Origin of the sequence: Hymenobacter sp. 5317J-9 (assembly GCF_022921075.1) — a bacterium.
Classification (GTDB): Bacteria; Bacteroidota; Bacteroidia; order Cytophagales; family Hymenobacteraceae; genus Hymenobacter.
The window spans coordinates 4,506,622-4,530,632 of the sequence record NZ_CP095050.1 but is presented as its reverse complement, the minus strand read 5'-3'; the positions used below and the strand labels follow the sequence as shown (position 1 = coordinate 4,530,632).

Below are 24,011 nucleotides of genomic sequence, written 5' to 3'. Positions count from 1 at the left end.
CACGGGGCCGCCACCGCCCGGCAATTGACGACTTCTACCACCAAAACCCTGACGACGGACAACTAACAACTGACAACAAATTACCCACATGGCAGAGCAAAAAATCACCATTAAAAACGGCAAGCTGACGGTCCCGGACAAACCCACCATTCCCTTTATTGAGGGCGACGGTACGGGTCCGGACATCTGGCGCGCCTCCAAGCTGGTGTTCGACGCCGCAGTGGAAAAAGCCTACGGCGGCAAAAAGCAGCTGGTGTGGAAAGAAGTGCTGGCCGGTGAGAAAGCCTACAAAGCCACCAACAACTGGCTGCCCAACGAAACCCTCGACGCTTTCCGCGACTACCTCGTGGGCATCAAAGGCCCGCTGACCACGCCCGTGGGCGGCGGCATCCGCTCGCTGAATGTGGCCCTGCGCCAGGAGCTCGACCTGTATGCCTGCGTGCGCCCCGTGCGCTACTACGACGGCGTGCCCTCCCCGGTGCGCCACCCGGAGCTGACCGACATGGTCATCTTCCGCGAAAACACCGAGGACATCTACGCCGGCATCGAGTACATGAACGGCACGCCCCAGGCCCAGAAAATGCTGGAATTCCTGGTGGACGAGATGGGCGTGAAGAAAATCCGTTTCCCCGAAACGTCCTCGTTCGGCATCAAGCCGGTGAGCAAGGAAGGCACCGAGCGCCTCGTGCGCGCCGCCATCAAGTACGCCCTCGACAACAAGCTGCCCAGCGTGACGCTGGTGCACAAGGGCAACATCATGAAGTTCACCGAGGGCGCCTTCAAGACCTGGGGCTACGAGCTGGCCGAGAAGGAATTCGGCGCCAAGGTGTTTACTTGGGCCCAGTACGATAAAATCGTGGCCAAGCAGGGCGTGCAGGTGGCCGACGCGCTGCAAAAGCAAGCCCAGGAGCAAGGCAAGCTCATCATCAAGGACAGCATCGCCGATGCTTTCCTGCAGCAGATTCTGCTGCGCCCCGCCGAGTACTCGGTGGTGGCCACGCTGAACCTGAACGGCGACTACATCTCCGACGCCCTGGCCGCCATCGTGGGCGGCATCGGCATCGCGCCAGGCGCCAACATCAACTACCTCACCGGCCACGCCATCTTCGAAGCCACCCACGGCACGGCCCCCAAATACGCCAACCAGGACAAGGTGAACCCCGGCTCGGTCATCCTCTCCGGCGTGATGATGTTGGAGTACATGGGCTGGAAAGAAGCCGCTGCCCTCATTAACAAAGGCCTCGAAGCCGCCATCGCCAGTAAGCGCGTCACCTACGACTTCGAACGCCAGATGGAAGGCGCCACGCTGTTGAAAACTAGCGAATTCGCCCAGGAGATTATCAAGAATATGTAGTAGCTTGGCTTCAGCCTAAGCACCATTAGAAACCCCCGCGTCGGCTTTGGCTGGCGCGGGGGTTTTAATTTGTCAAATCCATGAATGAAAAGCAAGCACTACAAGATGTAGAGAACGTTTTGAGAGATTATATCTCAGCTGTGCTCGAAAATAAATTCGGCCAGGAATGGGTGACCAAATGCGGCCTTCCAGAAGACAGAATTAAAAAATGGGGAGAGAAGCTTGAAGTGGAGAAAAAGAAACAACGTTATTCTACATGTGACCCTCGAATTATATACTATTCCGATTTCTATGATTTGGGAAATATTCTTGGGAAGAATTGGGAGTTGTTTAAATCCGCTTTCGGTGAGAAAAAAGAACTCGACGTGTTCTTAGGTATTTTAGAAAATTGCAGAAATTCAAATGCTCATGGACGAGAATTACTAAGTTATCAAAAACACCTCGCTATAGGAATTGCTGGGGAAATTCGTAACCGGATTACAAAATTTAGAAGTATGGAAGAGACAGGAGAAAGTTATTTCCCGAGATTAGAGAGTGTTCATGATAATTATGGAAACAGCTGGAAAATAGGTGAATCAGCAGTGGTTCGTACAAAAACTGTTCTCAGAGTAGGTGATATCCTCGAATTCATAGTGTCTGCAACAGACCCTCAAGGCGAGAGATTAGAATATATTATTTGGGGAAAAGACTGGCAGGATAGTTCTAATCTTCAGTTAGAACTCACAAATAGATATGTAAGTCTTGATACCAGTATTCTTATCGTAATAAGAAGTAAGCGAGAGTTTCACGCGAGTATTGATGGGACAGATGACTCAATGATGTTTAAATACCAAGTCCTGCCCCCTCTGACGTCCCAACTGGCGCGAGTTTAGCACAACATAACTCGCGCCGGTTCTTCCAAAGGCACACAAAAAAGGGCACCCACGCCAAGCGGGTGCCCTTTTTCATGCATAATCCAAAAGCCTAGCCCGGTTGCGGGCTACCCGTCGGCGCGTCGCCGCCTTTCTCCTTGCGCACCTGCTGGCGCACGTTGCGCAGGGTGTAGTCCTTGAGCTTGGCTTTGTCACTGGTTTTGTAGAGGCTTTTGCCGTCGTCCATCAGTTGTTTCATTGGCTTGTAGAGGGCGCGGAACACCTGCACGTTGTCGGCTGTGAGCAGGCGCTGGTCGCTCAGGCTGCTGCCCTGGGCGGTGCTGTCGGCCACCAGGTCGTCGTAGAGTTCCTGCAACTGGTCGATTTCGGCCTGCGTCTGGCCCTTGGCCAGCAGGGCCGCTTTGTTGGCCTCGATGTTCTGGAGCAGGGTTTTCAGCGAATCGGCCAGACCCTCGTGCTCGTGGTTGTTGCGGTCGCGCCGGGCCGGCTCGATGCCGAACTTCTTGGCCGGCACCGTCAGGCCCTCGGCCCGCCGCACCCGCGCTTCGAGGCGGTTGAGCAGCTGCGGCAGCGCCGCCAGCAGCGCGTCGATGCGCTCGGTAATGTTCTGCCGTCGGGCCACGGCTACGCTGCTGCGCGTAGCTTTTTCCACGGCCAGCACGGCCGCGTCGTAGTCGGCCAGGAACTTGGGCTTGTAGTCCTCGGGCAGCAGGTCCACAAAGTCGGCGCGGTCGCGCTGGTAGCTGGCGCGCAGCAGGCGGGCTATGGGCAGTAGCTCGTTGATGCGGAAGGCAAAGGGTAGCTGTAGGTCATCCATGCGTGTTGTAGAAAAAGGGTTGAGAATGTGCACCGTAATAGTACGTTTTTTTGCCAATATGCCAGACCGTAAGAAGCGTTGGATGCCTCTTCGGATGCGTTGACAGCATTTCCGGAGCCGTTGGAAGTCTTTCCGGATGCGTTGACGGGTTTGCGGACGCGTTGGCAGCGTATGCGGGGCCGTTGACCGGCTTGCGGAACCGTTGGAACGGTTTGCGGAGGCGTTGAATGACTTGCGGAATCATTGGACGCCTTTCCGGAGCCATTGAATGGCTTGCGGAAGCGTTGGATGCCCCGCCGGGGCCATCGGCTGTCCTTGGCGGGGCATTGCCTTTTTCACCCAATCCCTTTACTTCGTGTCCCAATCCGCCCACCCACTGGCCCACGCCGCCATGCCCATCAACAGCAAAGGTTTTCGCCTATTGATTCTGGTATCCATCTGCATGCTGCTCAGCTCTTGGCTGCCGGCGCACTACAAGCTGTGGTTTGTGAGTGAAACCGGCAACGTCGGCCACGGGCAGTCCCTGGATGTGCTGGTGATTCTACTGCTGTTCGGGCGGTGGAAGCATGCGCGCAGCCTTGCCCTGTTTGTCAACGGGCTCCAGTTTCTGTTCGGCGCTCTGATACTGTTCACCGCCTGGAAATGGGGGAGCCCTTGGTTGGGCTACAGCCTGACCACCCTGCTGCACCTCGTGGCGCTGAAGGTGCTGAACGACTCGGCCTCGGTGCGCGAGTTTTTGGAGGAAAAGCAGCTCGCCTGATTGGACTGGGGTACTGAACGGTCATGCTGAGCGCAGTCGAAGCATCTGGCGTGGAGCAGTAAACCCTTTCGGTTGGATTACTACCACAAGCGAGATGCTTCGACTGCGCTCAGCATGACGCTATTCCCCCGGCTTCAGCCGCTGAAAAGCATTGTTCAGCACTTCCGCCCAAGTGGGGTGGGCCAGAATCATGTTCTGCAGCTCCTGATAGCGCAGGCTGCCAGCCATGGCCAGCTGGAACATGGTCATGATTTCGCCGCCCTGCTCGCAGAACACGGCCGCGCCGAGCAGGCGGTCGTCGTCGCCCACCAGCACTTCCACAAAGCCATCGGTTTCGCCCGTTTGCTGGGCCCGGCCGATGGTGCGGGCCGGCAGCCGGCTCACGCGGTAGGCAATGCCCTGTTCCTTGGCTTGGTTTTTCGAGAGGCCGATGCGGCCCAACTGCGGTTCGGTAAACACCACGTAGGGGAGGGGGCGGTGCGCGGTGGTGCGCTTGCCGGAATGCAGCAGGGCATCGCGCACGATGCGGTAGTCGTCGTAGCTGATGTGGGTGAACTGCGGGCCGCCCTTCACGTCGCCCAGCGCGTACACGCCGCGGGTGCCGGTTTGCAGGTGCTCGTTGACTTCGATGTAGCCTTTCTTGTTCAGCGTGATGTTGGTGTGCTCCAGGCCAAGGTCGCGGGTGTTGGGCTCGCGGCCCACGGCCACCAGCAGGTGGCTGCCGTGCAGCCGCCGCTCGCCGTCTTTGGTGTCCACGGTGAGGGTGATGCGGCCGTCGGCGGCGCGGGACACGCGGCGGGTTTCGGCGCTCAGCACCAGTTCCACGCCCGAGGCGGTGAGCAATTCTTCGAGCGGGTGGCTCACGTCGGGGTCTTCGCGCGACATCAGCCGCGGCTTGGTGTCAACGATGGTGACGCGCGTGCCTAAGCGCCGAAACATCTGGCTGAACTCGACGCCGATGTAGCTGCCGCCCATGATGAGCAGGTGCTCGGGCTGCTCGGTAAGGCCCAGCAGCAGCGAGTCGCTGGTGAGGTAGCCGCTGTCGGGCAGCCCGTCGAGGTCGGGCACGGCGGCTTTGGTGCCGGTGTTGATGAAGATGAGCGGCGCGGTAATTGGCTGCTCGCCCCCGCCCACCAGGGCAACGTGCAGGCTGTGGGGGGCCGTGAACCGAGCCCGGCCCCGGATGAGCGTGATGCCTTCGCGGTCTTCGGTGAGCTTGCGGTGCAGGCTGTCGCGCGAGTTCTGGCGCAGGTGGTGCATGCGCTCAATCACGGCGCCGAAGTTCACCACCGGCTCGGGCGCCTCAATGCCCAGCGCGCCAGCCGTGCGCACGTGGTGGGCGCGCTGGGCCGAAGCCAGCAGGGCTTTGGTGGGTGCGCAGCCGTAGTTGATGCAGGAGCCGCCGAGGTAGTCGCTTTCCACCATGGCCACGCGGCGGCCGGCTTCGGCCAGGGCGTAGGCGAGGGGCGTGCCGGCCTGGCCGGCCCCGATAATGATGGCATCGAAAGAATCAGCAGGCATAAGGGCGGAGCGGTAAGGGGGTGAATGGGCTTACATACGCTGCGGCTTGCCTGCCCGGCTGAGCCCAACGGTAGAAATGCGTCGCGAAGTCCGGCAGAAACGCGAACTTGCCGTATCAGGCGTTGTCTGACGTCTTTTTTCTTCTTGTTTGACTGTATGAAGCACTTGCTGCGCGTTGTTCTTTTGCTGATGTTTACGGGGGTAACGGGGTGCGCCTCGCTCTATTTTCCGCCGCCGCCGCACACGCCCATGCTCACGCACCAAGGCGAGTTTTACGGGGCCGTGAGCACCAATCAGCACACCAATTATGCCCTGCAGGGGGCCTACGGCCTCACCAACCACCTGGCCGTGGCGGGCACGTTTTCCTCGCTGCACCGTAAGAAATCCGACAAAACCGAAGACATCGACTTCGGCGAAGCCAGCCTCGGCTATTTCACCCGCCTGCCCGACAAGCGCGTGCTGGAGGTGTACGTAGGAGCCGGCGGCGGCGCTACCCAGCGCGCCGAGCGCAACGATGCCCAAATAACCACCCGCCAGCTCGAAGGCAGCCTGTCCAAAATATTTGCCCAGGTGAACTACGCCCGCAAAAAGCGCGACAACATCCACCTTTTCAACCACGACTTTCCGCTCACCTACGGCGCGGCGCTGCGCATGAGCTACATGCAGCTCAACAACTTCCGCATCGACGGCCTGCCCACGCCCGGCGAAAACAACGTGTTTTTCGAGCCCATCACCTTCACCCGCACCCAGATTGCGGGCCCCGTGCAGCTGCAGCTCATCAGCGGACAGATTTTTGGCTTCCGCAACAATAAGTACCTGAAGGCTGCCAATTCGGTGTTCCAGGTTGGCATCGTCATCAACCTAGACAAGAACACCACGCTGGAGGAGTAGACGCTGTATTGACGAAGGGAATGCGACTGTTTATCTATGGGGTTTGGGTAATGCTTATATCGTGTTCAAGCACACGAATACCGCAAGTGAAATATGTGGGCGGCGATACTTACCACCTGTGGCTGTCCCTCACCTGCTATACCGATTCTACTTATCGTTATTATATTCAGAGTCATAACAGTAGGAAGCCAGTAATTGACCAAGGATATTGGAAAATGTCATCCGAACGATTGATACTGCGGTCAAAAAGCTTCGGTCAGGGTAAAGCGGTGAAGACTTCTCGCTGGGCCCAAAGTCACGGGCTTTTTGCTGATGACACGTTCTGGTTACGAAACGACACGCTGCGTCTTTATTCTTCTCGGGACTCACTAAGAAATATTCCTTTTTCTGCGTTGTCGGACATCCTGATTTTGAAAAAGCCATAAAAAAAGCCCCGGCAACTGCCGGGGCTTTTTTCGTCATAAGTAGTGCAGCAGAAATTACTTGCCGCCCAGCACGCGTAGCATGGTGTCGCCAATCTCGGCGGGCGAATCCACCACGTGAATGCCGCACTCGCGCATGATGGCCATTTTGGCCGCGGCCGTGTCGTCGGCGCCGCCCACGATGGCACCGGCGTGGCCCATGCGGCGGCCGGGAGGGGCCGTCTGGCCGGCGATGAAGCCCACCACGGGCTTTTTGTTGCCAGTTTCTTTAATCCAGCGAGCCGCTTCGGCTTCCATGCCGCCGCCGATTTCGCCAATCATCACGATGCCTTCGGTTTCGGGGTCGTTCATGAGCAGCTCCACCGCCTGCTTGGTGGTGGTGCCGATGATGGGGTCGCCGCCGATGCCGATGGCCGTGGTCTGGCCCAGGCCGGCTTTGGTGAGCTGGTCAACCGCTTCGTAGGTCAGCGTGCCCGACTTGGACACGATGCCGATTTTGCCTTTCGAGAAGATGAAGCCGGGCATGATGCCCACTTTGCATTCGCCGGCGGTCATCACACCGGGGCAGTTGGGGCCCACCATCGTCACCTCGGGGCGCTCGGATAGGTACTGCTTCACGGCAATCATGTCCTTGGTCGGGATGCCTTCAGTGATGGTGATAATCACCTTGATGCCGGCGTCGGCGGCTTCCATGATGGCGTCGGCGGCAAAAGCCGGCGGCACGAAAATGATGCTGGTGTCGGCGCCCGCCTTCTCCACGGCTTCGGCCACGGTGTTGAACACGGGACGGCCGAGGTGCTCGGAGCCGCCTTTGCCGGGCGTCACGCCGCCCACCACGTTGGTGCCGTAGTCCATCATCTGCTGGGCGTGGAACGAACCCTCGGAGCCGGTGAAGCCCTGCACGATAACCTTGGAATTTTTATTGACCAGAACGCTCATTCGGAGGTGTTTTTGGGAAATTTGATGGGGGTGGGAAGGGTGGCCCGGACGGGCAACGGTGGTGCAAAAGTAGGGCTTTTTGGGGCTAGGGCAAGGCGCCGGTTCAGAACGTTATGACACAAACTATCAGAACGTCATGCTGAGCGCAGCCGAAGCATCTCGCGTGGGGTACGTAAACCAATCGCCAGGTTTAGTGACTGCACGCGAGATGCTTCGGCTGCGCGTACGCCAGATGAGCATGACGTTCTTTTTAGTCTCGCCCGCTCAACCAACTGCGCCCCGCCGCCGCAGTCCTTACCTTTGCGGCCTCACCCAAACCATCCCCACCCACCAGATTTCAATGTATTTCAATCACGTCATCGAGGCCGTTGGCCATACTCCCCTTGTTAAGCTCAACAAAGTCACCGACGGCATCAAGGGCACGGTGCTGGCCAAAGTGGAGTACTTCAACCCCGGCAACTCGGTGAAGGACCGCATGGCCATCCGCATGGTGGAAGACGCCGAAAAGGCCGGCATCATCACGCCGGGCGGCACCATCATCGAGGGCACCAGCGGCAACACCGGCATGGGCCTGGCCCTGGCCGCCATTGCGAAGGGCTACAAAACCATCTTCGTGATGAGCGACAAGCAAAGTAAGGAGAAGCAGGACATCCTGCGCGCCGTGGGCGCCGAGGTGGTGGTGTGCCCCGTCGACGTGGCCCCCGACGACCCCCGCAGCTACTACTCCGTGGCCCGTCGCCTCAACCAGGAAACGCCCAACTCGTTCTACCCCAACCAATACGACAACCTCTCGAACACCGCCGCCCACTACGACCACACGGGGCCCGAAATCTGGAACGGCACCGAGGGCAAAATCACGCACTGGGCGGCCGGGGTGGGCACGGGCGGCACCATCTGCGGCGTCAGCAAGTACCTGAAGGAGCAGAACCCCAACATCTTCACGCTGGGCCTCGACACGTACGGCTCAGTTTTTAAGAAGTATAAAGAGACGGGCATTTTCGACGAGAACGAGATTTATCCCTACAAAACCGAAGGCATCGGCGAAGATATTTTGCCCAAGAATGTCAACTTTGACGTCATCGACCTGTTTCTGAAAGTAACCGACCAGGACGCCGCCCTCATGACCCGCCGGCTGGCTAAAGAAGAAGGCCTGTTTGTGGGCTGGAGCTGCGGCTCGGCGGTGCACGGCGCGCTGGAGTACGCCCGGGAACATTTGAAAGAAGAAGACACGATGGTGATTTTGCTGCCCGACCACGGCACGCGCTACCTCGGCAAGATTTACAACGACGACTGGATGCGCGCCCAGGGCTGGCTGTAAAAGCAGAACCATTGCCGGAGCCGTGCCTGTGCGGTATCTTCGTGGAAGCCAGAAATAACTCTTTATCCATGTCCGCTAATTTGAACCACATTGTACTCGTTGACGACAACGAAACGACGAGCTTCCTCAACAACCGCTTGTTGGGGCGCCTGGCCGTGGCCGACCACGTGAGCACCTTCTCGCGGGCCGATGAGGCCTTCGAGCAGCTGTGGGGCAGCACCCAGGGCGGCAGCGCGGTCCCCGCGCCCGACCTGGTGTTCGTGGACCTGAAAATGCCGGGCGTATCCGGCTTCGAGTTTCTGGAGCTCTACAACGCCCTGCCCAAGCCCGTGCAGGATAAAACGGTGATGGCCGTGCTCACCACTTCCATGCACGGCGCCGATACGGCCCGCGTGGCCAAGTACCCCAACGTGGAGTACCTCACCAAGCCCCTCACCGAAGAAAAGATGCTCAAGCTGCTCGAAAAGCGGTTTCAGTAAGCTTTGCGCCTGCCAACTAAAAAGCCCCGAATCAATCTGGTTCGGGGCTTTTTAGTTGCCCTTCACCTTGTCGATAATGTCCTGAAAAATGCCCGTCTTCTTCTGCTTGAGGATGATGTAGCGTATCGAAAAAGCGGTGGGGAAGCGGTTCCAGTCGGCGGAGTTGAACTCGACGGTGGGCTTGAAATCGAACGAGAGCACAATGCGGCCGAAGGGCAGCTTGTACTCGGCCCCAATCAGGCCATCGAAGCCCCAGAAGTTGCCATCGTCCTTGTGGGTGCCGAAGTGGCCGCCGCCCCCGAGGTAGTAGTTGAGGCTGGGGCCGAGGATGCCGAAATGCCGCTCGGCCAGCACCGTGGCGCTGCGTTCGCGCTCAGACAGCATGCCCAGCCCTTCGAGCGTGGTTTTGGGCAATACCAGTTGCTGCACGGTGAGGCCGTAGCTGCCCCCGCCACTGCGCAGGCCGGCGGCCGTGCGGTACTTCTGAGCGGCGGCGGGGTGAGTTATACCGCTCAGCAGTAAAAAGAAAAGAACAAGCAACGCAAGCGGCAGCAGTTTCATAACAAGCAAAACGAGGTAGGGAGCGGGGGCAAGCCCCGCTCCCTACGCAAAAACCGCGAGAAAAATTGCGGTGACGCTTATTCCACCGCGTCCACAAACGTGAACTGCTGCCCATCGAACAAGCCTTTGTCGCTGAGCTTGAGGCTGGGAATGACCAGCAGCGCCATAAACGAAAGCGTCATAAAGGGTGCGCCCAGCGGCGAGCCCAGCTCCTTGGCCAAGGCGTCGACGGCGGCGTAGGCCTCGGCCACTGCCGTGCCGGCCTGGTCCGACATGAGGCCGGCCACGGGCAGCGGCACCAGGATTTCGCGGCCGTCGGCGCCCACGGCGGCCAGGCCGCCTTTGGCCCCAATGACCAGGTTTACGGCGCGGGCCAGGCTGGCGTCGTCGCAGCCCATGGCGGTGATGTTGTGCGAGTCGTGGCCCACGCTGCTGGCCAGCGCGCCGTGCTGCAGCCCAAAGCCGCGAATGAACGCCACGGCCGGCGCCACGCCGGGCTGGTAGCGGTTGATGACGGCCAGCTTGAGCACGTCCTCTCCCACGTTAGGCACGACCAAGCCGTTTTCTACCGCCGCGGGCAGGTCGACGCGCGCCGTGATGAGTTGGCCGTCGAAGCATTGGATGACGCGCGCGGTGGGCTGGGCCGATGCCGGGGCCGGCAGCTGGAAATCGGACGCAGCCACGGGCCCGGCGTGGAAGTTATTAACCACCGCAATGGGCGCGGCCGGCAGACGCGACTGGCCATTTTCAGCCACCAGCTCGCCGTTGAGGTAGGTTTGCAGCACCTCAAAATCGCGCAGGTCTTTCACCACAATAAAGTCCGCCGGGTCGCCTTCGCCCAGCAGGCCCACGGGCAGGTTGTAGTGCTTCACGGGGTTGATGCAGGCCACGCGCAGCACCTGAAACACGTCGTGCCCCAGGGCCACGGCCCGCTGCACCAGCTGGTTGATGTGGCCCAGCACCAGCGTGTCGGGGTGCTTGTCGTCGGAGCAGAACATGAGGTTGGCGTAATGCTCGGGCATGAGCTCGATGAGGGCATCGAAATTGCGCGCCGCCGAGCCCTCGCGGATGAGCACTTTCATGCCCACGGCCAGCTTGTCGCGGGCTTCTTCGGCGGTGAAGCACTCGTGGTCGGTGCTGATGCCGGCGCTGGCGTAGTGGGCCGCGTCGTCGGCGCGCAGGCCGGGGGCGTGGCCGTCCACGGGGCGGCCGGCGGCCTGGGCAATGGCAATTTTCTGCATCACGTCGGCGTCGCGGTGCAGCACGCCGGGCCAGTTCATCATTTCGGCCAGGTAGCCAATCTTGGGGTTTTCAAACAGCCGGGCAATGTCCTGGGCCGTGATTTCGGCCCCGGCCGTTTCAAACGGCGTGGCCGGCACGCAACTGGGCGCCCCAAAGCAGAACTTGAACGGCGAATGGCTGGCGTTTTCGAGCATGAACTCCACGCCGGCCACGCCCAGCACGTTGCCGATTTCGTGCGGGTCCGAGACGGTGGCCACCGTGCCGTGCGTCACGGCCAGGCGCGCAAACTCGGTGGGCACCAGCAGGGAGCTTTCCACGTGCACGTGGGCGTCGACGAAGCCGGGCAGCACGTAGGGCAGGGCCGGGTCGGGCGTGGCCTCGTCGGTGGGGGAGATGGCCACGATGCGTCCGCCTTCGACCGAAACAATGGCGGGCTGAATGGAACGAGCGAAAACGTCGACGACGTTGGCGGTGAGCGAAAAGGACGGAGTCATGCGCGAGCGGGAGATAAAAACGACGGCCGGTGGGCGGGGCCGCAAAGAACCTTAACTTTGAGATAAAATAAGTTGGCTATGAAAAAATCCTGGTCGTGGCTGGTGCTGGTGATGACGGTGCTCGTGCTGGGCGGCAGCCTGTTGAGCGGCTGCGCCCGCCGCACCTCGCAGCAGAAAAAAACCAGCTGGTACAAGCACCACAGCCGCGGCAAGAGCGTGCCGTGCCCTTGCGGGCACTAGGCGTGGCCTGCACCGGTGAAAAGCGGGGGAGGCGGCTGACACAGTGCGCGGCCGCAATAGCCGGCCCTGGACGTGCAATGGCCGCTTGGGAAGCGTGTAGCTGCTGTAGCTCACGGGCTGTTACTAACCGACTATAATTCGGTCAGAACCACTATTATTGCCGGCCCATCCTTTCACGTTTGCCGGCGCTTATGGCTTTTTCTACTCGTATTCTGCCCGGGTTCCGGGCGGGACTAACGCTATTCCTGCTCATCGGCCTTGCCCTGACTACGCCCGCCTGGGCTCAAGGCAAGAAAAAGAAGCTGCCGCCGCTGCAGCCCGGTCGGCTGCACCTCACCGATGGCCGCCTGCTGCCCGCCCAGCTGCGGCTAGAAGACGGCGACGTCCTCAAAGCCCTCGGGCCCGACGGCGCCGAAAAAACCTACTCGCCCGACGAGGTGAGCAGCTTCGTGATGGGCACCGACTCGTTCACGGTGCTGCGCGATTTTTACGTCACCCTCGTGCGCGACGCCGAGCACTACAGCAGCAGCTTCATGCGGGTGTGCGCAGCCGGCGCCGGGCTGGAGCTCTACGAGTTTCGGGGCACGATGTCGCGCCAGCAGGTGAACGGCGGCAATCTGGCCCTGGTGGGGGCCGGCCTGGCCCTGCACATGGCCGCCGGCAACACGGCCATTCCGGTGTACGGCGGCCGCCAGGAAACCTTTGTGATGACTACGGCCTGGCTGCTGCGCCGCGACGGCAACCCGCGCTGGCTCACGCTGCCCTCCGGCGCCCGCAACCTGCGCGAGGTAATTGAGCCCCTGGTGGCCGACGACCAAGTGCTGGCGGCCTCGGTGCGCTGGGGCAGCCTGCGCCGCGAAGACGTGCCCGCCCTGCTCAGCCAATACGTGGCCCGCAAAACCGCCAAAGCCAAGTCCTGACCATTTCTCCCAAGCAAGTGCCCACTGGCCTAACCGGCCCCGCAGCAAGCCATGACTAAGACCTTTTTTGCCCTGCTGCTGGCCGGCGCCTTTGCCTCGCCGGCCGTGCCGGCCCAAACCAATGCCTGGGGCCAGAAAAAGAACACCTACCAGTTTGGCAAGCCCGCCGCCGACGTGCCCGCCAAGCTGCCCAAGGCCCTGCCCGGCCGCATTCACCTGCGCGACGGCCGCACGGTGGACGGCCCCATTGCCTACCTCGACTACAACAAGATTGTGTCCGTGAGCCCCGGCGCCAAAACTGCCTACACGCCGCTCGAAGTGGGCAGCTTCGTGATGGAGCAGGACTCGTTTGTGGTGCTGAAAGACTTCAAGGTAACGGTGGGGGCCGACGAGCAGGAGTACCGCATTGCCTTCGTACGGGTGGGCGCGGTGGGGGCGGGGCTGGCGCTCTACCAGTTCAGGGGCACCATGAAGCGCGAAGATGCCGTGCACTACGGCGCCGTGGCCACGCCCAACGGCTTTGCCGGAAATACTTATAGGTCTGACGCCACCGAGTACGAGATGACCAAAGCGTGGATACTCAAGCGCGACGACAGCCCACAATGGCTGAGCCTGACTAAGTCGGGCAGCAACCTGCGGGCCATTGTCGAGCCGTTGATTGCCGACGACGCGCGGCTGAGCAAGGAAGTTAAATGGGGCTCCCTGACCACCGACAAGCTGCCGGCGGTGCTCAACGAATACATCGCCGACAAGAAGGCCCGCAGCAACTAAGCGCCCCCCAAAGCCGGGCCAGGCCCGTGGCGCCGACAACCCTCGGGGCAGCGGGCGTGTTACTTTGCGAACCAGCGGGCTGAATCCGGCCGCTTTTGCCTCACGCCTCACGTCATTGCCATGCCCGAAACCAACCCCACGCCCCTCGAATCCATTGAACTGGCCGCCGAGCAGGTGCGCCAGCAGCTCAACCTGCCGGCCTTCGACGCCGAGGCCGTGGCCCACCTCGACCATTTCATCACGGCGCAGCGGGGCGTGCTGCCCGCCGCCGAGCGCGAGGGCGTGGTGATGGCGCTGGGTTGCTTTCTGGGGCAATGCCTGGTGCGGGTGTACCGCGGCGAATGGGGCACGGGCAAGGACGGCACCACCGGCGTGGGCATGGCCGGAAGATTTTTTTTCAACCCTTTCCAACTGGTCAATACGCAACTGAATGAGGGAGAAAGCGCGTCGGTGGCCGCTTTTTTTGCCTCGGTGCCGGCCCGCCTGAAAGCCCCGGCGCCGGCGCGTAAGGGTTGGATTTCGTAATCTTGCGGGGCCAATGGCCGCCCGCGTCGTTATGAAACAACTCGTTATCGCCATTGACGGCTACTCTTCCTGTGGCAAAAGCACCACCGCCAAGGCCGTGGCCCAGCTGCTCCACTACGCCTACGTCGACACCGGCGCCATGTACCGCGCCGTGACGCTGTACCTGCTCGAAAACCACATTGCCTTCGACGACATGCTGGGCATTGAGGCGGCACTGCGCTCCATTCACATCAGCTTCCGCCGCAACCGCCGCACGGGCCGCAACGAGCTGTTCCTCAACGGGACCAACCGCGAAGACGACATCCGCCAGATGCGCATCTCCAACTCGGTGAGCGAGGTCTCGGTCATCCCGATGGTGCGGCACGCCATGGTGGCCCAGCAGCAGCAAATGGGCCGCAAGCGCGGCGTGGTGATGGACGGCCGCGACATAGGCACCACCGTGTTTCCGGATGCCGAGGTGAAAATCTTCATGACCGCCGACGTGGAGCTGCGCGCCCGGCGCCGCCAGGAAGAGCTGGCCGAAAAGGGTGAAATCGTGCCCCTGGACGACATCATTGAGAACCTGCGCAAGCGCGACCACCTCGACTCGACCCGCGCCGAAAGCCCCCTGCGCCGCGCCCCCGACGCCGTGCTGCTCGACACCACGCACATCACCATCACCGAGCAGGTCGACTTCGTGCTCGATAGGGTGTCGTCGGCGCTGTTCGCCGCGGGCTGGGATTAAACGGAGATTAAAGGCAAGGGCAATGTGTGCGCCTTGCCGCCCGGCTAATCCGTACCTTTGCTCCGGCGAACCCCTCGCCGCCGCGCGGTGTTAAACTCCCAGCATGAAGGTCACGATTGATAAAAATTCCGGCTACTGCTTTGGCGTCGAATTCGCCATTCAGATGGCCGAAGACGAATTGGCGCAGGGCCACAACCTCTACTGTCTGGGCGATATCGTGCACAACCGCATGGAGGTGGAGCGCCTGCACCAGCTGGGCCTGCGCATCATCGACCGCGAGCAGCTGGCCGAGCTGCACGACACCAAAGTCCTCATCCGGGCCCACGGCGAGCCCCCGGAAACTTACCAGCTGGCCCTCGAAAACAACCTGGAGCTAATTGACGCCAGCTGCCCGGTGGTGCTCAAGCTGCAAAACCGCGTCAAGCATGCCTTCGACCTGAGCCAGCGCCAAAACGGCCAGATTGTGATTTACGGCCAGCCGGGCCACGCCGAAGTGGCCGGCCTCACGGGCCAGACCGGCAACCGCGCCATCATCGTGATGAACGAGGCCGATTTGGACCAAATCGACTTCTCGCGCCCCGTCACGCTCTTCAGCCAAACCACCAAAAGCACGGCCGGCTTCTACAAGATGAAGGCCCTGATGGAGGCCCGCATTCAGGCCGCCGGCGGCCAATTGGACAGCTTCGACGCCAACGACAGCATTTGCCGGCAGGTGAGCAACCGCGAACCCGCCCTGGCCAAGTTTGCCACCGAATACGACGTGGTGCTCTTCGTGAGCGGCCGCAAAAGCTCCAACGGCAAGGCCTTGTTTTCGGTGGTCAACGCCGTGAACCCGCGCAGCTACTTCATTGAAAACGAGACGGAGGTGAACGACGAGTGGCTGGCCGGCGCGCAGTCGGTGGGCATTTGCGGCGCTACCAGCACCCCGCTGTGGCTGATGCAGCAAGTGGCCGAGCGGGTGGAAGGCGTGGGCGAACTGGCCTAAGCCGCCGGATTTATCGCGTGCAGAGCACGCGGAAGGCGGAAACTAGATTGTTGCAATTGAACGTCATGCTGAGCTTGTCGAAGCATCTCTACCGCACGCAAGGATTAGTTGCGCGGTAGAGATGCTTCGACAAGCTCAGCATGACGTTTTTACGTGGTGGCTTGGTGTGATGTGTAATGCCGGGCGCCCAGGTGCGATTCATACCGTGCGCTTCGGCAGCCGCAATTACTGCTTCAGCTACGGTCTTCGACGCTTCGGCTACAGGAAGTGGCGCGGCCCCGGGCCGAAAGGCCATATTTGACCATCAATTCCAACCAACCCCAACCCCTCAAGCTCATGGAACCCCTGCAACGCGACCCTTACCTGTGGCAGAAAGCAAAGTCCCGGGCCAAGTTTCAATCGCATCTCTTCACCTACTTGTGGGTGAACGCCTTGCTCTGGGCCATTTGGGCCCTGACGGACCGCCATCACACCGGCGAAATTCCCTGGCCCCTCTGGAGCACTGCTTTCTGGGGAGTTGGGGTGCTGCTGAGCGGCCTGGCCGCCTACGGCTACGGCGGCCTGAGCCGTGAGCAGCGCACCCAGCGCGAGTACGAGCGCCTGACGCGTGAGCAGGGTGCCGCCGACCCCCTTGATAAATACCGCTAATCAACGGCTTAGAATACAGTACCCAGTCCTTTCTTCTGCAAAAGAGAATTGAACCCGGTCCGGCCGAGGTCGGAGGGCTTTCAGATTGATGTGAGGACGTTTCGGCCCCGGCCGGAGCGCGCCTCGTATCAATCTGAAAGTGCTCCAGCCGAGGCCGGACTGCTTTCCACGCCATGGGTTTGGGCGCCGGCCCGGCCCCGATAAGCGGCGGCCGGCCCTATCTTCACCACCATGAACCGCCCTCGCCCTCCCAAGCGCTTGCTCGGCCGCCGCGAGCTCATCGACTTTCCCGCCTTTGCCCTCGGCGGCGTGGAGGCCAAGGTGGACACCGGCGCCTACACCAGCGCCATTCACTGCACCGACATCCACATCGAAACCGACGCCCAGCAGCGGCCGGTGCTGGTGGTGCGCCTGCTCGACCCCGACCACGCCGACGCCAACGGCCGCCCGCTCGCCTTCACCGATTTTGCCCTGCGCGACATCCGCTCCTCCAACGGCGAGGTGCAGGAGCGCTACGTCATTCGGGCCGTGGTGCAGCTGTACGGCGAAGAATTTGACGCCGAATTTTCGCTTTCCGACCGCTCCGACATGAAGTACCCTGTCCTACTGGGCCGCAGCCTGTTGCGGCAAGGCCGCTTCGTGGTGGACGTGGCCAAGCGCAACCTTTCCTACAAAGCCCTGGCCCACGCGGCCGCGCGCCGCAGCCGCCCCTGAGTAGTTTTGCCAAATCAATTCACCCCTTCCTCCACCCGATGAAACTGGCCATTCTCTCGCGTGAGCCCAACTCGTATTCCACCAAGCGGCTGGTGGAGGCTGCGGTCGCGCAGGGCCACCAAGCCGTGGTCATCGACCACCTGCAGTGCAACATCGTGCTCGAAAAGGGCACGCCCGGCATCATTTACCAGGGTGCGCGGCTCGAAGGCTTCGACGCCATCATTCCGCGCATCGGGGCCTCGGTCACGTTCTACGGCACGGCCGTGGTGCGCCAGTTTGAGATGATGAAGGTGCGCACCGCCATCGACAGCCAAGCCATTGTGCGCTCGCGCGATAAGCTCCGCTCGATGCAGATTTTGAGCCGCGCCGGCGTGGGCATGCCCAAAACGGCCTTCACCAACTTCTCCGAAGACGTGCCCACGATGATAGAGCAGGTGGGCGGCGCCCCGGTCATCATCAAACTCCTGGAAGGCACCCAGGGCCTGGGCGTGGTGCTGGCCGAGTCGGCCAAAGCCGCGCAGTCGGTGATTGAGGCGTTTCACAACCTCAAGGCCCGCATCATTGTGCAGGAGTTCATTGCCGAGAGCAAGGGCGCCGACCTGCGCGCTTTCGTGGTCGACGGCGAAGTGGTGGGCGCCATGAAGCGGCAGGGTAAGGAGGGCGAGTTCCGCTCCAACCTGCACCGCGGCGGCAGCGGCACCCTCGTCAAGCTTACGCGCGCCGAAAAGGCGGCGGCGCTGCTGGCCACCAAGGCCCTGGGCCTGGGCATTGCCGGCGTCGACATGCTGCAGAGCAAGCGCGGCCCGCTGGTGCTCGAAGTCAATTCCTCGCCGGGCCTCGAAGGCATCGAAAAAGCCACCAAGCAGGACATTGCCGGCCGCATCATCGACTACACCACCGCGCTGGCCAGCAAGAAAAAAGCCAAGCCGAAACCCAAGAAAGGCGCCAGCCAGGCTGTGGATGCGCAGTCGGACGTGCCAGCCGGGAAGTAAGGAAGGAAGTGGATGGGCGGTACAACGGGGCGGTAAAGATGCTTCGCTGCGCTCTGCATGACCTTCCTTTGATTCGGCCCCTTCTTCGTCATGACCTCGTCCAACGCCCATGCCCGCGCCCGCCACTTCCTTCCACCTCAACGGCCTCACCATTCATCCGGGCGAGCAGGTGCTCACGCGCCTGGTGATTTCGCGGCTGCCCTCGGGCACGGTGATTGACGTGCCGGTGCACGTGTTTCGGGCCGTGGAACCGGGGCCCACGCTGCTGCTCATGGCCGGCATGCACGGCGACGAAGTGAACGGCATCGAAACCATTCGGCGGCTGGTGCGGCGCGAACTGCTGCAGCCGTTGCGGGGCAGCATCATCGCCATCCCCATTCTCAACATCTACGGGTTTCTGAATTTCAGCCGCGACGTGCCCGACGGCAAGGACGTGAACCGCTCGTTTCCGGGGTTTCCGCGCGGGTCGCTGGCCGGGCGCGTGGCGCACCGCTTCATGCGCGAAATCATGCCCCTGATTGATTACGGCATCGATTTTCATACGGGCGGCGCGGCGCGGGCCAACTACCCGCAAGTGCGCGGCCTGCTCGGCGTCGACCCCGAGGTGGACGCGCTGGCGGCGGCGTTTGCGGCACCGTTTACGCTGCACGCGGCCCTGCGGGCGGGCTCGCTGCGCGAGGCGGCGCACGGGCTGGGCAAGCGCGTCATCGTGTACGAAACCGGCGAGAGCCTGCGGCTCGACGAGCCTGGCATTGAGGAGGCGCTGGCGGGCACGCTGCGCGTACTGCATCACCTGGGCATGGGGCCCAAAGCGCCGGCCCCTGCCCGGCCCGGCATTGTGTGCCGGCGGCACACGTGGCTGCGGGCTCGTTTTGCGGGGCTGTTCCGGTCACACGTCGAAAACGGCCAGTTTGTGGAGAAAGGGCAGATTTACGGCTCCGTGGCCGACCCGTACGGACAGCAGTCGGTGCGGCTGGAGTCGCCGCTGAGCGGCTACGTCATCGGGCTAAACTACATGCCCGTGGTGAACCAGGGCGACGCCCTGCTGCACATTGCCGTGCCGGAGTAGGGGCGCTGCACTCAAGGAGGAAAAAGGCCCGTCTGTCATCCTGAATGCAGCGAAGTACCTTCTCTCACGCCAGAACAAGTCGTGCAAACGGGAAAAGGTCCTTCGCTGCGCTCAGGATGACAGACGAAGCCAATCTTCTAATCCTTCTTCATTCCTCCACTAAGCCCAACCTTCCGCCTTACTTTTGTTTTTTCCTCACCTGTGCATTTCAATGAAAAACCCGATTCAGCTTACCATTAACATTGTGCTGGCCCTGGCCGTGGCCGGTTTGTATTTCCTGCATTTCAACCAAAAGCCCGTGGCCCCGGCCATTGCCACCGATAAGTCGACGGCCGTGCTGGCCTCGCCGGAGCTGAACACCGCCGACACCACGGCGGCCGCGCCGGCCGAAACTGCCACTGCCGCAGCCACTGAAGCCCCGGCGCCCGCCGCCAGCAATGAAGGCAAAATCGTGTACGTGGAGTCGGGTAAGATGCTGGACGGCTACCAGGGCATGAAAGACGCCCGCCGCGCTTTCGAAGCCAAAGCCCGCGGCTGGGAAGGCCAGAACCAGAAGCTGATTGCCAACTTCCGCTCGGCCGTGGAGGCCTACCAGAAGCAGGCCCAGAGCATGACCGCCGAGCAGCGCGCCGCCACCGAGCAGAAGCTGCAGGCCCAGCAGCAGGAGTCGGGCCAGGCCCAGCAGCGCATCCAAGCCCAAGCCCAGGAAGAAGAAGCCAAGCTGACCCAGACCGTGCTTGAAAGCGTGAACAAGAAGGTGCAGGCCTACGGCAAAAGCCACGGCTACAAGCTGATTCTGATTGCGGCCCCCAGCGGCACCATCGCCTACGGCCAGAAAGACCTCGACATCACCGAGCCGGTGCTGGCCTACTTGAACTCGGAGTACCGCAAGAAGTAAGCGGTAGCAGCTGCATTGCCGGTTACATTCCAGAACGTCATGCTGAGCGAAGCCGAAGCATCTCTACCGCGCAAGTAATTGATTACTGCCGCACGCGAGATGCTTCGACAAGCTCAGCATGACGTTCTTTTTTACAGCATTCTTTTTACAACTCCAGGCAACTGTAGCGCTTGGAATATGCTCTCCAATAAAGCTGGCGTTTTTCCGTTGAGGCGCCGCCCGGGGCGTAGGCTCCGGTTTCTTTCCACCTTTCCCTTCTGCATGAAGTTGTTTTTCCGCATGGCCGTGCTGAGCAGCACGGCGCTGCTGGGGGCCGCTACCGCCCACGCGCAGCAAACCAACCGCTTCACCATCAGTGGCTACGTGCGCGACGGCGCCACCGGCGAGAGCCTGCCGGGCGTGGCCGTGGTGCACCCCGCCAGCGGCCAGGGCACCACCACCAACACGTTTGGCTTCTACTCGCTCACGCTGGCGGCCTCCTCCGATTCGGTGCGGCTGCTGGTGTCGGCGCTGGGCTACGAGCGGCTGCGACTGGCCCAGAAAGCTGACCGCAGCTTCACCCACGATTTCCGGCTGAAGCCGTCGTCGGCGGAGCTGGCGGGCGTGGAAGTGGTGGGCAGCAAGGAGGAAAAAGTGGCCGAAAGCACGCGCATGGGCACCATCAACATTCCGGTGGCCCAGATTAAGCTGCTGCCCGCCCTGTTTGGCGAAACCGACGTGCTGAAGGTGCTGCAGCTGCTGCCCGGCGTGCAGGCCGGCGGCGAAGGCAGCAGCGGCCTCTACGTGCGCGGCGGCTCGCCCGACCAGAACCTGATGCTGCTCGACGGCACGCCCATCTACAACGCCTCGCACCTGTTCGGCTTCTTCTCGGTGTTCAACGCCGACGCCATCAAGAACGTGGAGCTGATAAAGGGCGGGTTTCCGGCGCGCTACGGCGGGCGCCTGTCGTCGGTGGTCGACATCACGATGAAGGAGGGCAACATGGAGAAGCTGCACGGCGAGGGCGCCATCGGGCTCATTGCCTCGCGCTTCACGCTGGAAGGACCCATCAAGAAGGACACGGCCTCATTCATCTTCTCGGCCCGCCGCACCTACATCGACATTCTGGCCCGGCCGCTCATCATGGCGCAGGGCAACGGGCTGGTGGCCGGCTACTATTTCTACGACCTCAACGGCAAGCTGAACTGGAAGCTGGGCGCCCGCGACCGCCTCTACCTGAGCGGCTACATGGGCTACGACGAGTTCTACGCCAACGACGAGAGCAAGCGCGACAACGGCGACTACTACAAGCAGAAAAGCGCCCTGGGCTGGGGCAACCGCATTGTGGCCCTGCGCTGGAACCACGTGGTGAACGACCGGCTGTTCATGAACAGCCACCTCACCTTCACGCGCTACCAGTTCGACGTGGGCTCGACGCAAGAAGACCGGTACACCAACGGCACCGGCCAAACGCGCACCGACAAGTTCAGCCTGAACTACCTCTCCAACATTCAGGACGTGAGCGCGAAGGTCGATTTCGACTACGTGCCCAACCCCAACCACTACATCCGCTTCGGCGGGCAGTACATCCGGCACCAGTTCCGGCCCGGCGCCCTGCAAAGCGAAGGCAGCGTCGACCCGGCCCAGAACCAGGCCACCGGCCGCCGCATCGGCGCCGACGAGGCCAGCCTCTACGCCGAGGACGACCTGAAGCTCACCGACCGCCTGAAGGTGAACGTGGGCCTGCGCCTGAACTCGTTTCTGGTGGAAAAAAAGCTGTACCCCAGCGTGGAGCCGCGCCTGGCCGCCCGCTTCCTGCTCACCGAAGACTGGGCCCTGAAAGGCGCCTACGCCCGCACCACGCAGTACGTGCACCTGCTCACCAACAGCGGCATCGGCCTGCCCACCGACCTGTGGGTGCCCGCCACGGCCAAAACCCAGCCCCAGAAGGCGCAGCAGTTCAGCCTGGGCGCCGCCCGCAACCTGCGCTTCAAGGGCGAGGACTTTGAGCTGAGCTTCGAGACCTACTACAAGCCCATGCAGAACCTGATTGAGTTCCGCGAGGGCGCCGATTTTGTGGGCACCACCGACGACAACTACGAGGCCAAAATCACAAGCGGCCAGGGCTGGGCCTACGGCGGCGAGTTGTTTCTGCAGAAGAAAACCGGCAAAACCACCGGCTGGATAGGCTACACCCTGGCCTGGAGCAACCGCCGCTTCGCGGAGCTGAACCAGGGCCTGACTTACCCCTACAAATACGACCGGCGGCACGACTTCAAGCTGGTGGTCATCCACGAGTTCAGCCCCACGCTCACGCTGTCGGGCACGTTTGTGTACGGCACGGGGCAGGCCGTCACGCTTTCGCAGGGCCGCTATTCGCTGGGCCCCAACACCGGCCCCACTTTCGAGGACTACGGCACCCGCAACAGCTACCGCATGGCGGCCTACCATCGCCTCGACCTCGACCTGAGCCACACCAAGAAAAAGCGCTGGGGCGAGGTGGTGAACAGCTTCAGCGTGTACAACGCCTACAACCGCAAAAACCCCTATTTCATCTACCTGGGCCGCGGCCAGGGCAGCGATAAGCTGAGCTACCGCCAGGTGTCGCTGTTTCCCATTTTGCCGTCGTTCAGCAAGACGTTCCGGTTTTAACGCTTCAATTTGAATGCTCCCCAAGGCCGTCATGCTGAGCGCAGTCGAAGCATCTCTACCGCTTAAATAATTATTTGCTGCTGTGGTAGAGATGCTTCGACTGCGCTCAGCATGACGGCCTAAAGTAGGCCAGCCAACAATGAAAAACCTTTCCTTCACCGCCCTGCTGCTTCTGACGGCTGCCCTGAGCAGCTGCGAAACCACCGTGGACCTGCCCGAACCGCCGCACACGCCGCGCGTGGCCCTGGCCTTCACCCTGAGCCCCAACCCGCAGGACTCTTCTTTTGCGGCGCTGTTTCGGGGGCGGCAGCTCTACATCAGCAACAGTCAGAGCGCTTTCGATACCCGCCAGCTCGAAGGCCGTACCGACGCCACCGTGGACCTGCACGACGACGCCGGCCAGGTGGTGGAGCGCTACCGCCCCCGGCCCTCGGGCACCGACCCGCAGTCGGGGTTCTTTCTGGGCCCTCCCGGCTATTACAAGCCGGTGCTGGGTTTCCGGCCGCAGGTAGGGAAGGCCTACACGCTGCGCGCCACGCTGCCTGGCTTCGGAACGGCCGAAAGCACCCTCACGCTGCCCGCGGCGCCGGTAGTGGAAAGCGGCACCTACACGCCGCGCACCGCGGCCGGCCCCAACTCGGGCGAATACACGGGCCGGCTGAGCCTGGTGCTGCGCGATGACCCCGCCACGGCCAACTACTACCTGGCCTTTGCGCGGCTGCTCGACAAGCAGGGCAACCCCGGCAACTGGTCGGCCATCGAAGTGGACTACGACAGCCAGAGCAACACCGCCGGCAGCATCGGGCAGTTTCAGCTCTCGAGCCCGCAGCAGGAATACAGCGTGTACCCCTTTGCCGACACCGACGTGAACGGCCAGCGCATTGTGCTGGCCTCTGACGTGCGCTTTTATACCCCTTGTTTTCCATTTACCCCGCGCTGCCCCGAGCCGGGCTTCATCGAAGTGTACGTGAGCAGCATCACGGCCGACACTTACAACTTCTACCTCTCGCGCCGCCGCTACTACGACAGCGACGGCAACCCCTTTGCCGAGCCCGCGCCGCTGGCTTCCAACGTGCGCAACGGCTACGGCATTTTCGGCGGGGCCACCGAGGCCACGTTCCGCATACCGCTGCCGTAAGGTGCCGTTAAACCCGGCGCAGGTATTGTGGTCGAAGGTGCGTAAATTGAGTTTCAACTCTAACCATGCGCCCCGGCGCAATGCCT

General features: G+C 61.8%; 24 protein-coding genes and 1 pseudogene. 19 read left to right on the top strand and 6 right to left on the bottom strand.

Annotated elements, in window-relative coordinates; all coding sequences use genetic code 11:
* Positions 1-88 precede the first annotated feature (88 nt).
* The gene (gene icd, locus MUN81_RS19030; RefSeq protein ID WP_245113384.1) at positions 89-1,354 is read left to right on the top strand and encodes an NADP-dependent isocitrate dehydrogenase; all 1,266 of its coding nucleotides are present in this window, start codon (positions 89-91) and stop codon (positions 1,352-1,354) included.
* A gap of 80 nt (positions 1,355-1,434) precedes the next feature.
* Positions 1,435-2,226: a Swt1 family HEPN domain-containing protein gene (locus MUN81_RS19025; protein WP_245113382.1), complete on the top strand. Its 792-nt coding sequence runs from the start codon at positions 1,435-1,437 to the stop codon at positions 2,224-2,226.
* A 91-nt stretch (positions 2,227-2,317) separates the two neighbouring features.
* Here the strand turns inward: MUN81_RS19025 and MUN81_RS19020 are convergent, their stop codons facing one another.
* Positions 2,318-3,043, bottom strand: coding sequence for a hypothetical protein (locus tag MUN81_RS19020; RefSeq protein ID WP_245113374.1), 726 nt, complete (start codon positions 3,041-3,043; stop codon positions 2,318-2,320).
* A 355-nt stretch (positions 3,044-3,398) separates the two neighbouring features.
* On the opposite strand from MUN81_RS19020, the gene MUN81_RS19015 reads away from it, so the two are divergent.
* Positions 3,399-3,803 carry a hypothetical protein gene (locus MUN81_RS19015; protein ID WP_245113372.1) on the top strand — a complete coding sequence of 135 codons (405 nt, stop codon included), beginning with the start codon at positions 3,399-3,401 and terminating at the stop codon, positions 3,801-3,803.
* 120 nt (positions 3,804-3,923) lie between these two features.
* Here the strand turns inward: MUN81_RS19015 and MUN81_RS19010 are convergent, their stop codons facing one another.
* A complete protein-coding gene (locus tag MUN81_RS19010) occupies positions 3,924-5,324 on the bottom strand; it encodes a mercuric reductase (protein ID WP_245113371.1) in 1,401 nt (466 codons plus the stop codon).
* 156 nt (positions 5,325-5,480) lie between these two features.
* On the opposite strand from MUN81_RS19010, the gene MUN81_RS19005 reads away from it, so the two are divergent.
* Positions 5,481-6,215 carry a hypothetical protein gene (locus MUN81_RS19005; RefSeq protein WP_245113369.1) on the top strand — a complete coding sequence of 245 codons (735 nt, stop codon included), beginning with the start codon at positions 5,481-5,483 and terminating at the stop codon, positions 6,213-6,215.
* Between the two features lie 147 nt (positions 6,216-6,362).
* Here the strand turns inward: MUN81_RS19005 and MUN81_RS19000 are convergent, their stop codons facing one another.
* Complete coding sequence (locus tag MUN81_RS19000) at positions 6,363-6,677, bottom strand: hypothetical protein (RefSeq protein WP_245113367.1); 315 nt, start codon at positions 6,675-6,677, stop codon at positions 6,363-6,365.
* Positions 6,678-6,694: 17 nt separating this feature from the next.
* On the bottom strand, positions 6,695-7,576 hold the full coding sequence (sucD, locus tag MUN81_RS18995; RefSeq protein WP_245113365.1) for a succinate--CoA ligase subunit alpha: 882 nt from the start codon (positions 7,574-7,576) through the stop codon (positions 6,695-6,697).
* Positions 7,577-7,916: 340 nt separating this feature from the next.
* On the opposite strand from sucD, the pseudogene MUN81_RS18990 reads away from it, so the two are divergent.
* Together MUN81_RS18990 and MUN81_RS18985 are read left to right on the top strand one after the other, a co-directional pair.
* A pseudogene (locus tag MUN81_RS18990) lies at positions 7,917-8,891 on the top strand (pyridoxal-phosphate dependent enzyme); the annotation flags it as partial.
* 71 nt (positions 8,892-8,962) lie between these two features.
* Positions 8,963-9,373, top strand: a complete 411-nt coding sequence (locus MUN81_RS18985) for a response regulator (protein WP_245113363.1) — start codon at positions 8,963-8,965, stop codon at positions 9,371-9,373.
* 51 nt (positions 9,374-9,424) lie between these two features.
* Here MUN81_RS18985 and MUN81_RS18980 read toward each other — a convergent pair whose 3' ends face one another.
* A complete protein-coding gene (locus tag MUN81_RS18980; protein WP_245113362.1) occupies positions 9,425-9,934 on the bottom strand; it encodes a hypothetical protein in 510 nt (169 codons plus the stop codon).
* A 77-nt stretch (positions 9,935-10,011) separates the two neighbouring features.
* On the bottom strand, positions 10,012-11,670 hold the full coding sequence (gene ade / locus MUN81_RS18975; protein ID WP_245113360.1) for an adenine deaminase: 1,659 nt from the start codon (positions 11,668-11,670) through the stop codon (positions 10,012-10,014).
* A gap of 78 nt (positions 11,671-11,748) precedes the next feature.
* On the opposite strand from ade, the gene MUN81_RS18970 reads away from it, so the two are divergent.
* The 13 genes from MUN81_RS18970 (at position 11,749) to MUN81_RS18910 (ending at position 23,925) form a co-directional block, all read left to right on the top strand.
* Positions 11,749-11,910: a hypothetical protein gene (locus MUN81_RS18970; protein ID WP_190922841.1), complete on the top strand. Its 162-nt coding sequence runs from the start codon at positions 11,749-11,751 to the stop codon at positions 11,908-11,910.
* 191 nt (positions 11,911-12,101) lie between these two features.
* The gene (locus MUN81_RS18965; protein ID WP_245113358.1) at positions 12,102-12,830 is read left to right on the top strand and encodes a hypothetical protein; all 729 of its coding nucleotides are present in this window, start codon (positions 12,102-12,104) and stop codon (positions 12,828-12,830) included.
* Between the two features lie 51 nt (positions 12,831-12,881).
* Positions 12,882-13,601 (top strand): hypothetical protein, encoded by a 720-nt coding sequence (locus tag MUN81_RS18960; RefSeq protein ID WP_245113356.1) that lies wholly within the window; start codon positions 12,882-12,884, stop codon positions 13,599-13,601.
* A 120-nt stretch (positions 13,602-13,721) separates the two neighbouring features.
* A complete protein-coding gene (locus MUN81_RS18955; protein ID WP_198978352.1) occupies positions 13,722-14,126 on the top strand; it encodes a hypothetical protein in 405 nt (134 codons plus the stop codon).
* Positions 14,127-14,157: 31 nt separating this feature from the next.
* Positions 14,158-14,850, top strand: a complete 693-nt coding sequence (gene cmk / locus MUN81_RS18950; RefSeq protein WP_245113354.1) for a (d)CMP kinase — start codon at positions 14,158-14,160, stop codon at positions 14,848-14,850.
* A 103-nt stretch (positions 14,851-14,953) separates the two neighbouring features.
* Complete coding sequence (locus MUN81_RS18945) at positions 14,954-15,835, top strand: 4-hydroxy-3-methylbut-2-enyl diphosphate reductase (RefSeq protein WP_245113352.1); 882 nt, start codon at positions 14,954-14,956, stop codon at positions 15,833-15,835.
* A gap of 336 nt (positions 15,836-16,171) precedes the next feature.
* Complete coding sequence (locus tag MUN81_RS18940) at positions 16,172-16,483, top strand: 2TM domain-containing protein (protein WP_245113350.1); 312 nt, start codon at positions 16,172-16,174, stop codon at positions 16,481-16,483.
* A 231-nt stretch (positions 16,484-16,714) separates the two neighbouring features.
* Positions 16,715-17,197 (top strand): RimK/LysX family protein, encoded by a 483-nt coding sequence (locus MUN81_RS18935; RefSeq protein ID WP_245113343.1) that lies wholly within the window; start codon positions 16,715-16,717, stop codon positions 17,195-17,197.
* A 38-nt stretch (positions 17,198-17,235) separates the two neighbouring features.
* On the top strand, positions 17,236-18,189 hold the full coding sequence (rimK, locus tag MUN81_RS18930) for a 30S ribosomal protein S6--L-glutamate ligase (RefSeq protein WP_245113341.1): 954 nt from the start codon (positions 17,236-17,238) through the stop codon (positions 18,187-18,189).
* Positions 18,190-18,298: 109 nt separating this feature from the next.
* Complete coding sequence (locus MUN81_RS18925; RefSeq protein ID WP_245113340.1) at positions 18,299-19,258, top strand: succinylglutamate desuccinylase/aspartoacylase family protein; 960 nt, start codon at positions 18,299-18,301, stop codon at positions 19,256-19,258.
* Between the two features lie 211 nt (positions 19,259-19,469).
* The gene (locus tag MUN81_RS18920; protein ID WP_245113338.1) at positions 19,470-20,156 is read left to right on the top strand and encodes an OmpH family outer membrane protein; all 687 of its coding nucleotides are present in this window, start codon (positions 19,470-19,472) and stop codon (positions 20,154-20,156) included.
* 261 nt (positions 20,157-20,417) lie between these two features.
* Positions 20,418-22,787 (top strand): TonB-dependent receptor, encoded by a 2,370-nt coding sequence (locus MUN81_RS18915; RefSeq protein ID WP_245113337.1) that lies wholly within the window; start codon positions 20,418-20,420, stop codon positions 22,785-22,787.
* Positions 22,788-22,926: 139 nt separating this feature from the next.
* Positions 22,927-23,925 carry a DUF4249 domain-containing protein gene (locus MUN81_RS18910; protein ID WP_245113335.1) on the top strand — a complete coding sequence of 333 codons (999 nt, stop codon included), beginning with the start codon at positions 22,927-22,929 and terminating at the stop codon, positions 23,923-23,925.
* The last annotated feature ends 86 nt before the right edge of the window (positions 23,926-24,011 follow it).

Excerpts from the sequence above, each read along its gene's own strand:
- MUN81_RS18955 (WP_198978352.1), top strand. The coding sequence starts at position 13,722 with ATGCCCGAAACCAACCCCACGCCCCTCGAATCCATTGAACTGGCCGCC.
- rimK (WP_245113341.1), top strand. The coding sequence starts at position 17,236 with ATGAAACTGGCCATTCTCTCGCGTGAGCCCAACTCGTATTCCACCAAG.
- MUN81_RS19010 (WP_245113371.1), bottom strand. The coding sequence starts at position 5,324 with ATGCCTGCTGATTCTTTCGATGCCATCATTATCGGGGCCGGCCAGGCC.
- MUN81_RS19025 (WP_245113382.1), top strand. The coding sequence starts at position 1,435 with ATGAATGAAAAGCAAGCACTACAAGATGTAGAGAACGTTTTGAGAGAT.
- MUN81_RS19020 (WP_245113374.1), bottom strand. The coding sequence starts at position 3,043 with ATGGATGACCTACAGCTACCCTTTGCCTTCCGCATCAACGAGCTACTG.
- MUN81_RS18965 (WP_245113358.1), top strand. The coding sequence starts at position 12,102 with ATGGCTTTTTCTACTCGTATTCTGCCCGGGTTCCGGGCGGGACTAACG.
- MUN81_RS19000 (WP_245113367.1), bottom strand. The coding sequence starts at position 6,677 with ATGACGAAAAAAGCCCCGGCAGTTGCCGGGGCTTTTTTTATGGCTTTT.
- MUN81_RS18935 (WP_245113343.1), top strand. The coding sequence starts at position 16,715 with ATGAACCGCCCTCGCCCTCCCAAGCGCTTGCTCGGCCGCCGCGAGCTC.
- MUN81_RS18925 (WP_245113340.1), top strand. The coding sequence starts at position 18,299 with ATGCCCGCGCCCGCCACTTCCTTCCACCTCAACGGCCTCACCATTCAT.
- MUN81_RS18915 (WP_245113337.1), top strand. The coding sequence starts at position 20,418 with ATGAAGTTGTTTTTCCGCATGGCCGTGCTGAGCAGCACGGCGCTGCTG.
- MUN81_RS18985 (WP_245113363.1), top strand. The coding sequence starts at position 8,963 with ATGTCCGCTAATTTGAACCACATTGTACTCGTTGACGACAACGAAACG.
- ade (WP_245113360.1), bottom strand. The coding sequence starts at position 11,670 with ATGACTCCGTCCTTTTCGCTCACCGCCAACGTCGTCGACGTTTTCGCT.
- MUN81_RS18970 (WP_190922841.1), top strand. The coding sequence starts at position 11,749 with ATGAAAAAATCCTGGTCGTGGCTGGTGCTGGTGATGACGGTGCTCGTG.
- MUN81_RS18945 (WP_245113352.1), top strand. The coding sequence starts at position 14,954 with ATGAAGGTCACGATTGATAAAAATTCCGGCTACTGCTTTGGCGTCGAA.
- cmk (WP_245113354.1), top strand. The coding sequence starts at position 14,158 with ATGAAACAACTCGTTATCGCCATTGACGGCTACTCTTCCTGTGGCAAA.
- MUN81_RS19005 (WP_245113369.1), top strand. The coding sequence starts at position 5,481 with ATGAAGCACTTGCTGCGCGTTGTTCTTTTGCTGATGTTTACGGGGGTA.
- MUN81_RS18910 (WP_245113335.1), top strand. The coding sequence starts at position 22,927 with ATGAAAAACCTTTCCTTCACCGCCCTGCTGCTTCTGACGGCTGCCCTG.
- MUN81_RS18960 (WP_245113356.1), top strand. The coding sequence starts at position 12,882 with ATGACTAAGACCTTTTTTGCCCTGCTGCTGGCCGGCGCCTTTGCCTCG.
- MUN81_RS18980 (WP_245113362.1), bottom strand. The coding sequence starts at position 9,934 with ATGAAACTGCTGCCGCTTGCGTTGCTTGTTCTTTTCTTTTTACTGCTG.
- MUN81_RS18920 (WP_245113338.1), top strand. The coding sequence starts at position 19,470 with ATGAAAAACCCGATTCAGCTTACCATTAACATTGTGCTGGCCCTGGCC.
- MUN81_RS18940 (WP_245113350.1), top strand. The coding sequence starts at position 16,172 with ATGGAACCCCTGCAACGCGACCCTTACCTGTGGCAGAAAGCAAAGTCC.
- icd (WP_245113384.1), top strand. The coding sequence starts at position 89 with ATGGCAGAGCAAAAAATCACCATTAAAAACGGCAAGCTGACGGTCCCG.
- sucD (WP_245113365.1), bottom strand. The coding sequence starts at position 7,576 with ATGAGCGTTCTGGTCAATAAAAATTCCAAGGTTATCGTGCAGGGCTTC.